Raw genomic sequence first — 6,988 nt, 5'->3', positions numbered from 1 at the left:
CGGGGCGGCAGGCTGCGGTGCGGGAGTTGCATCGGCAACGGGAGTTGGTGCCGGTGCCGGTGCCGGTGCCTCGGGCTCGTCATCGAAGATGCCGGCGAGCGCGGAAGTTTTCTTCGCCATCATCCAACCTCGCTTACTTGCTTAGTCGCAAATCCGCTTAGTCGCTTAGCCTCGTTATAGGCGGCACGCAACTCGGCCGCTGCCTTGCTATCTGGGTCCGTCTCGGCCGCCGTTCTGCCGAGCGGTGTGGCCTTGTAGAAATCTTTGCGGAAATGGAGGCGGCTATCGAACATCGTCACGCCCTTCGCCGTGAAGCCGGCATGGGCCTCCTGCCCCTCCCCGCCCTGATGCGGAACCTGCGTCAGTATGACAGCGAACGGCGTGCCTGCCTGCTGCACCTGTTTGACGGTCTGCAACACCGAATGAACGTCCAGCCCTCGCGGCGCGACGGGGATGATGACGAAATCCGCCTGTTCGGCCGCGAGCATGGCAATGTCCTTGGAGTTCGCCGGCGTGTCGATGATAATGAGGTCGATCTTGCCGCTGCTGCGCCCGCGCGAGACGTGGAGCGGCAAGCCGGCGACGCTACTGTCCTTCACCATCACGTCGTCGTCGTCGCGGCGTTCCGACCAGTAGAGCGCCGATCCTTGGCGGTCGTCGGCATCGAGGATAACGACCGACGCCCCCTCTCGCGCCGCCTCGACGGCGAATCCGGTCGAAAGGGTGGTTTTGGATTGCCCCCCCTTCTGCGCAATCACGGCCCAGACCTGCATAAAGACTCCTACTAAGCGCTTAAGCGATTTATACCGCTTAAGCGCTTAGTTCAAGATCATCGTTTAATCGCTTAGTGCCTTGGCACGAAGGGCCAGCTGAGTGATATTCACCAGGATCGAAAACGAAGCTGCGTTAAGGTTCAGCGGCAGCCGAAAGCACGAAGTTGACGCTGTTGTAAGGAAGGGCTCTATGCGTGACTGGCTGATAAACGATCGTGCCGACTTGGCTGGCTTCATCGCCGCCTCTGGCGGTGGTCCCCACTACGTCTATCTGCTGCGTATGCCGGATGGGGAGCCGAAGTTTGGCGGCCTGGGCACGCCATTCTATGTCGGGATAGGGCAGGGGGCGCGACTCTTCGCCCACGAAGAAGAGGCCCGCGATCCGGCACGCTCCGGCGCCAAGGTCGAGACGATCCGATCAATCTGGGCCAAGGGCGGCGAGGTTGTCCGAACCATCGACAGCGTACACGCGGTCGAGCCGTGGGATCGGGAGGAGGAGTTGATCAATTCCATCGGCCGTCTGGCTGAAGGTGCAGGTCCTCTGACGAACGCCCAGACCTACGCCCCCTCACTGAAGCTTAATGGTATCGAGCTTCGCAAATATGCTGCCGATCATGCAGCGTCCGGCGATGCGAACGCCATCCCCGCGAAGTTCAAGCTGCGGCACACCCGCTTGATGGCAGGCCCGAGAGAGCCGCTTTCCCGAACAAGCGTTTTCGGGAAGATATACACGGTTGCTGAAGCCAACCCTGGTGTCACTGGTGAGGAGTTCGTCGGCCTGCTCAGCGCCGTGGATTTCACCGGAAACAAGTCCGCGTACACGCAGGGAGGACAAGTTTCAGCATCGTGGCTGGTGGGCTACATCGAAGGCGGGTATTTCCGCAGCGACCGCCAACACCTTCAAGATTATCAAGAGCGGTGACTGCCGCCACATGCATAGCGGCGCTGCGCGAGCGCCTGTCGGCCGATGCTTCTCTAGCCGACACGCCGGGAAAGGTTCTTTATAGCTCGGCTGCGACCCTCAATCCGTTTCCGATATACTTCCTCGGCACGAACCCCGGTGGTGCGCTGCCCAGCACCCTTGGTCAGTCTATTGACGACATTGAAGGCGGATTGAACGAGTATCTGGACTACTCGTGGGAGGGGCGACCACCAGGTCAGGCCAAGCTCCAGAAGCAGGTAAATAGATTTTTGTCAGGTCTTGGTTTTGAGCCTCGGGACGTTCCCGCCAGCAATATCGTGATGACTCGCTCGACCGGAATCACCACGCATCAAGACATGGATGGTGATGCCCGGCGGTGCTGGCCGCTTCATCAAATCATACTGGAAAGCGTTCGACCTCGGTCGGTCCTGGCTTTCGGGAGCGGCCTTGAAAAGTCGGCGTTCGCCTACCTGCGTGCTTTCTTCAAGCCCGACGAGATTGAGAGCATTCCGGCCGAGCAGCCCGGATTCAACTGTCACGCCTTCAAGGCCAGCTTCGGCGCCAAGAGCATCAACGTCGTGGTTGTGCCGCATCTGACCCGGTATTCCCCTTACAAGAAGCCGGCCATCATGGAGTGGGTCAAAGCAAGGCTCGCCTAGATCAGCACGCGCTCCCCAGCGTCCCACAACCAACCACCTATCGCCTTGCCCGACCAATTAGCCGCTTAGTCGCTAAGTCGCTTAGCGGTTTGCTGCTTAGGTAGACTCGCCTTGCATCCCCAGCCCGTTATCAGCGCCTCCTGACGGGCAATGCGCTGCTCTCCCTCCACGATGTGCCGATCTGCTATCTCCAAGTCTGCCGGTGCGTCACCCGCTAAACGGTGGTGGCGCTTCCGCCGACTTCCTGCCGATGCGCGCGGTAGAATTCGACGTGGAAACGGACGAGGCCGATCGGCGCGACATGATGCAGGATGGTGGGCTCCACGATGCCTGGCCCTCCCTCAGGTGTAAGCACCGTCTCGAACGGCTCTCGCCGAGCATCTGTCACCCGATAGCTGAGGCGGCCGCTCTCCACCTTGATAAGCCCCCACACCCCGGCTTTCGTCGAATGATCGTTAAGCAGCCCCTTGGGGACAGTCTCTTCGGTGAAGGTATCGGTGCGCTTGTAGCATTCCAGCCCCTCGGGAAGGCTGGCGGCGGTAGCGGTCATGCCGCCTCAGCTTCGTAAAGCTCCACCTCCCGGTTGATGAGGATATCCGCCAGGAACCAATAGGCCTCGCCCCATGCGTTCAGAATATCGTCCGTCGCAGCCTCGCCCAATATGTCACGGATCGCCGGCAGGAGCGCGTTGGCGACCGCAGGATAGTGTTCGGGCTTGATGTGGGTTTCGACGTGGCGTGCGCAGATGCGCTCGATCGCCGGTTTCAGTGCGTCCAGCTTGTCGACGTTCTGCGCAAACGCGAGGATCGCCGCGGCAAGTCGCTTCGGCTGAGCGCCGGACTCGTGAGCAGCCATGTCGAACAAGGCCTTGATCTCGGGATCGACGAACAGGCGCTGGTACATGCGCGTGGTGATCTCCACACCATGCTGTTGAAGCGCCGGGGCCGTCGCTTTCACCAGCGCCATCGTTTCGGGGGAGAGTGGCTTCGACATACTGAAGGGCTCCGGATTGCAGGTTTGGTAGAAAAACGATCAGAGGGCAGGGTCGATTTCCGACCGGCCGATCTACCTTACCCATGGAGTAATGCTATCACGAGTGGCTGCCGGCTAGCCGTGCTAGATCGCGAATATCCTGAGTTCCGCGACAGCTGGGCAGTGCCGCTCACCCAGCGGGTGGTGTCGCAAAAGTCGGTCGCTTCCGCTGCTACTTCGCTGGGCATTTAGCGCCATGGGCGCTTAGCCGATCAGAGCGCACCCTCAGAGGGTGCCGGCGCCGCCTGCACCAGACGAATAAACGCGGACCGCAGCGTTGTTCGCTCAGGATTTGAGAGAGTGGCTTGCTGATAGTGAATGCGGCCGACACGCAAAAGTGCTCGATCGTAATCCGGCGGGACTTGTGTACTCGATGCAAATGCTGCCTGAAGAGCTGCCAGTTCTTGAGCTTCAAGTGCCGCAATAATGGGCTCGATCAGGCCGTCGAGCCCTGTGTTCGCGGTCGCCGCACTTGCCGCTGCGGGGGTTGCTGGTGGCGCATAGGACAAAAAGGCGCTGATAGCCGCCTTGTCCCATTCAGTCGTGGTATCCGACTCCTGCTTCAACGAACGGCTTTGATTGGCCCGGGAAGGCTCGATTCCTAGAAGATGAACCCGCACACCAAACTGCTGCGCGAGAACGACGCCGACGCGCACATCTTCGTCACCGGACACAAGGACAACATCGGTGATTGCCTGGTTACGTGCCAGCTCCACCATGTCGGTGACGATCAGTGCATCAACACCCTTCTGCTCGCCAGCCGAGTTAATCTGGCCGAGCCGGACCTTGATGTCATCAGAGTCAGCCAGAGCTGCCTGCTCCGGCGTAGGCCGACCCAGCCGCATTGCGTCGTACCAGTAGATGCGGAGCAGGGGGAGGTCGCATTGCGCCTTCGCGACTTCCCTCAGCGCTTGCACGACCTTGGAAATGTCGAGCGTGATCGTCTCCCGGCTCTGCCGGGTGCCCGTTAGGAGTACTGAGCCCTGCGCGAACAGGTAACCCGCATCGACAAAAACCGCCGAACGACGCATTGCGCAGCCCCCCAAATAGCAAAGGGCGCCCGCAGGCGCCCTCTTAGTACCAGTGCGCTGGACGTGCGTAATCTCCGCCCCGCGCTACAGCGTCATAGATAGGCGCACGCCCGTAGGTTTGTCAAGTACGCGCTAGCACGCGCGCGGCTGCAGGTACGCGTCTATCGGCCTCGCCCGCCTGACACGGGCATAGTAGCCCGATCACCGCCGCCAAAACTACATCAGAAGCCGCCATTGATGAGGCGCTGCACCTTCTCCACTTCCCTGGCGGCTCGCATCATCGGGCTGTCCTGCAGTTCACGCATCAAACGCACCGTCGGGTTGTTCTGAAGCTCCTCAATGGCGCGCATCGCGGGGCTGTTTCGAAACTCCTCGATCGCTCGCAACGCCGGATTCTCCTGATAGCGACGAGCTACCTCCTGAGCCGCCCGCATCCCCGGGCTGTTCATCATCTCCTGGGCGGCGCGAAAACCTGGCCCCAATGCCTCCTGCATCTTCCGGTGCGCCTCCACGATGTTGCGGCCCGTGCGGGGCGAGTAGGGGGCACTCACGCGACGTGCCGGCATCGATGCGCCCGCGCGCCTGGCCTGAGCCTCCGCTATATACTCGGCCTTGCCCGCCTTCCATTTCACCTGCAGTCGCCGAATGTTCGACGGCTCGGGCTTATCGAGGGCGCGCCGGATCGCGGTCGTTGGCCGAAGCGACGCATTCGCCACGATCATGTCCGCCACCTTCTTGAGGGTGGGGCGGTCGTCCAGGCCGCTCCCAACCGGCCGGCCGCGGCTCCGCTTGCTGCTATTCATGGTCCATCCTTTCGTTTGCTGCGCAGCAAGATGCCCGTGAAACCAGCAAGTTCAAGCGATAAGAAATCAAGACAAAAAGCGAGGATAAATGTGGCGGATAACTGGAATGACTGCAGCGGGAGCGAGGATAAATCCGAACATTATCCTCGTTGTCGCTACGGCCGGCCGCGCAGGCTCTCTCGCGCCTCGCTGAACACCATCAGCCGTTCAGGCTCCGCCGCGAACCAAGCGTAGCTGCCCCATGCGAGGCTATCGACCGTCTTCTTGAACGGCCCGGCGCTGCGGTCGAGATAGGCGGTGACGAACGCAACGTGCTCGGCCGGGAAGCCCGCTTCGGCGACCAGCTCCTCCAGCGCCTCCTTGCGGCGCTGGCTGATCGGACCATCGGTCGCGACCACCTCCACGAACACCAGCAGCGGATGCACCGGGCCAAGATCGACCAGGATCGTATCCGGCAAGTTCTTGTCGGCCTGGATGGCAAGGCCAATCGATCGCGCCAGCGCATCGTCTCGCGCGACCACCTTGTTCCCGCTCTCGCTGAGAAACACCACGGCAGGGGCGGTGAGAAAGGCGGGTGCGAACACCTCCACCACTGCCTTGGTGATCTCGGAACTCGGCCCCGGCTTCATTCGGCGCGTCTCCCCATTGGGAAAGGTGACAAGCACCTGGTCCGCGCTGACGCCCGCGCCCTGGCGCACAATAGCCAATCGGGCGAGCGCGCCCTTGTTCAACGCTTCAGCCTGCCATGCCGCGATACGAGCCTGCAGCGCCTCGCCGGTGAGGGCAGGATCGAACAATGCGGCAAAGCTCGCCTTCAGGGCATAGCGCGGCTTGCTCGATGTGGTGGGAAGGTCCGTGCGCTCTATCACCGCGCCGATCGCCACCAGCCCCTCGCGCAACGTCTCGTCGCGGATCGGCTCACGGGTGTTGTCTTGATACCAGCGCCGGCCCTCAGTCTGGCTGCCAGTACGTAAGACCCCTGTCGCATAGGCGGTGCGGCTCGCATCATCGACAAGGGCCGCCTGCTCGTCGGTCATGCGATAGACGTGCTTGGGACCAAGCATCGTCCCGCTACCCTCGGTCGCGTCGATATACAGCGCGACGAACACCGTACTCGCAGCCAGCATCCGGGTCAGATAGGCGCGGTTGGGCGCGCCATCGGGGAAGATCTCCTGCAGGCGGACGTGAACCTCATCGCGGGTCAGCATCGGCATCATGGCGCAACCTGCCCATAAAGCCGCGCCAGTTCGTCCTCGATCTCGGCACTGCAGGCTCCTCGGCCAACTAAGGCCTCCACCTGTTTCATCGCCGCGGGAGAGGGTAGGGGCAGCGCCTCCATCTCGAACGCCGACACGGCAACGCTGCCGTTGATGCAGCGGAAGAGCTGGTCAACGATCCGGCTGTTCAGCACCGCCGCAACCGTTGCCGGGGATACGGCAGGACGTGCGGCGGGGCGAACCATGTTCAGATGGTTCTCGACCACCACACCGCCGTGCTGGGCAATGAAGTCGGCCGGCAACTCGGCCGCGATCAGCCGACGTGCCTGCTCCTTGGCGGTGGTCCGCTGAACGAGAACGCACGCCTCCTCAATCAACAGCCAGGCATCGCCCCGCTCGATCTTGAAATAGGGCGCGTGATTGCGCTTCTCGGCTCGGAACGCGAACCGGCCGTCTGCAGACACGGCTTCGGCCCATATGAGCGGATGCACGCCGCGGGCAGAGCGCTGCCGCATCTGGTCCTTATAGCGGTTCCACACCAAGGGACCGGT

The 6,988-nt window shown here is 61.9% G+C and carries 8 protein-coding genes and 1 pseudogene; 2 read left to right on the top strand and 7 right to left on the bottom strand.

Annotation, left to right across the window (positions count from 1 at the left end):
• Positions 1-119: 119 nt before the first annotated feature.
• Positions 120-773 carry a ParA family protein gene (locus K2Y56_RS25485; RefSeq protein ID WP_228228101.1) on the bottom strand — a complete coding sequence of 218 codons (654 nt, stop codon included), beginning with the start codon at positions 771-773 and terminating at the stop codon, positions 120-122.
• Positions 774-963: 190 nt separating this feature from the next.
• Here K2Y56_RS25485 and K2Y56_RS25480 point away from each other — a divergent pair, with 190 nt between their 5' ends.
• Both K2Y56_RS25480 and K2Y56_RS25475 read left to right on the top strand, forming a co-directional pair.
• Positions 964-1,695, top strand: a complete 732-nt coding sequence (locus K2Y56_RS25480) for a GIY-YIG nuclease family protein (RefSeq protein ID WP_228228100.1) — start codon at positions 964-966, stop codon at positions 1,693-1,695.
• Positions 1,692-2,354 (top strand): hypothetical protein, encoded by a 663-nt coding sequence (locus K2Y56_RS25475; RefSeq protein WP_292514672.1) that lies wholly within the window; start codon positions 1,692-1,694, stop codon positions 2,352-2,354. Before K2Y56_RS25480 ends, K2Y56_RS25475 begins: the two co-directional genes overlap by 4 nt.
• 214 nt (positions 2,355-2,568) lie before the next feature.
• Here the strand turns inward: K2Y56_RS25475 and K2Y56_RS25470 are convergent, their stop codons facing one another.
• From K2Y56_RS25470 to K2Y56_RS25445, 6 genes and pseudogenes are all read right to left on the bottom strand, one after another.
• Positions 2,569-2,904 (bottom strand): DUF1971 domain-containing protein, encoded by a 336-nt coding sequence (locus tag K2Y56_RS25470; protein ID WP_228228098.1) that lies wholly within the window; start codon positions 2,902-2,904, stop codon positions 2,569-2,571.
• The gene (locus tag K2Y56_RS25465; protein ID WP_228228097.1) at positions 2,901-3,347 is read right to left on the bottom strand and encodes a globin domain-containing protein; all 447 of its coding nucleotides are present in this window, start codon (positions 3,345-3,347) and stop codon (positions 2,901-2,903) included. Before K2Y56_RS25465 ends, K2Y56_RS25470 begins: the two co-directional genes overlap by 4 nt.
• A 251-nt stretch (positions 3,348-3,598) precedes the next feature.
• On the bottom strand, positions 3,599-4,417 hold the full coding sequence (locus K2Y56_RS25460; protein ID WP_228228096.1) for an NYN domain-containing protein: 819 nt from the start codon (positions 4,415-4,417) through the stop codon (positions 3,599-3,601).
• A gap of 221 nt (positions 4,418-4,638) precedes the next feature.
• A complete protein-coding gene (locus tag K2Y56_RS25455) occupies positions 4,639-5,220 on the bottom strand; it encodes a hypothetical protein (RefSeq protein ID WP_228228095.1) in 582 nt (193 codons plus the stop codon).
• A 155-nt stretch (positions 5,221-5,375) separates the two neighbouring features.
• On the bottom strand, positions 5,376-6,428 hold the full coding sequence (locus K2Y56_RS25450) for a BsuBI/PstI family type II restriction endonuclease (RefSeq protein ID WP_292514664.1): 1,053 nt from the start codon (positions 6,426-6,428) through the stop codon (positions 5,376-5,378).
• Between the two features lie 5 nt (positions 6,429-6,433).
• Positions 6,434-6,988: pseudogene (locus tag K2Y56_RS25445) on the bottom strand (SAM-dependent methyltransferase); the annotation flags it as partial.

This window comes from Methylobacterium sp., assembly GCF_019745455.1.
GTDB lineage: Bacteria > Pseudomonadota > Alphaproteobacteria > Rhizobiales > Beijerinckiaceae > Methylobacterium.
This window is presented reverse-complemented; position numbering and strand designations above follow the sequence as displayed.

Bases quoted from the DNA above. Each gene is read 5' to 3' on its own strand.
- K2Y56_RS25485 (WP_228228101.1), bottom strand. From the start codon at position 773: ATGCAGGTCTGGGCCGTGATTGCGCAGAAGGGGGGGCAATCCAAAACC.
- K2Y56_RS25480 (WP_228228100.1), top strand. From the start codon at position 964: ATGCGTGACTGGCTGATAAACGATCGTGCCGACTTGGCTGGCTTCATC.
- K2Y56_RS25470 (WP_228228098.1), bottom strand. From the start codon at position 2,904: ATGACCGCTACCGCCGCCAGCCTTCCCGAGGGGCTGGAATGCTACAAG.
- K2Y56_RS25465 (WP_228228097.1), bottom strand. From the start codon at position 3,347: ATGTCGAAGCCACTCTCCCCCGAAACGATGGCGCTGGTGAAAGCGACG.
- K2Y56_RS25460 (WP_228228096.1), bottom strand. From the start codon at position 4,417: ATGCGTCGTTCGGCGGTTTTTGTCGATGCGGGTTACCTGTTCGCGCAG.
- K2Y56_RS25455 (WP_228228095.1), bottom strand. From the start codon at position 5,220: ATGAATAGCAGCAAGCGGAGCCGCGGCCGGCCGGTTGGGAGCGGCCTG.
- K2Y56_RS25450 (WP_292514664.1), bottom strand. From the start codon at position 6,428: ATGCTGACCCGCGATGAGGTTCACGTCCGCCTGCAGGAGATCTTCCCC.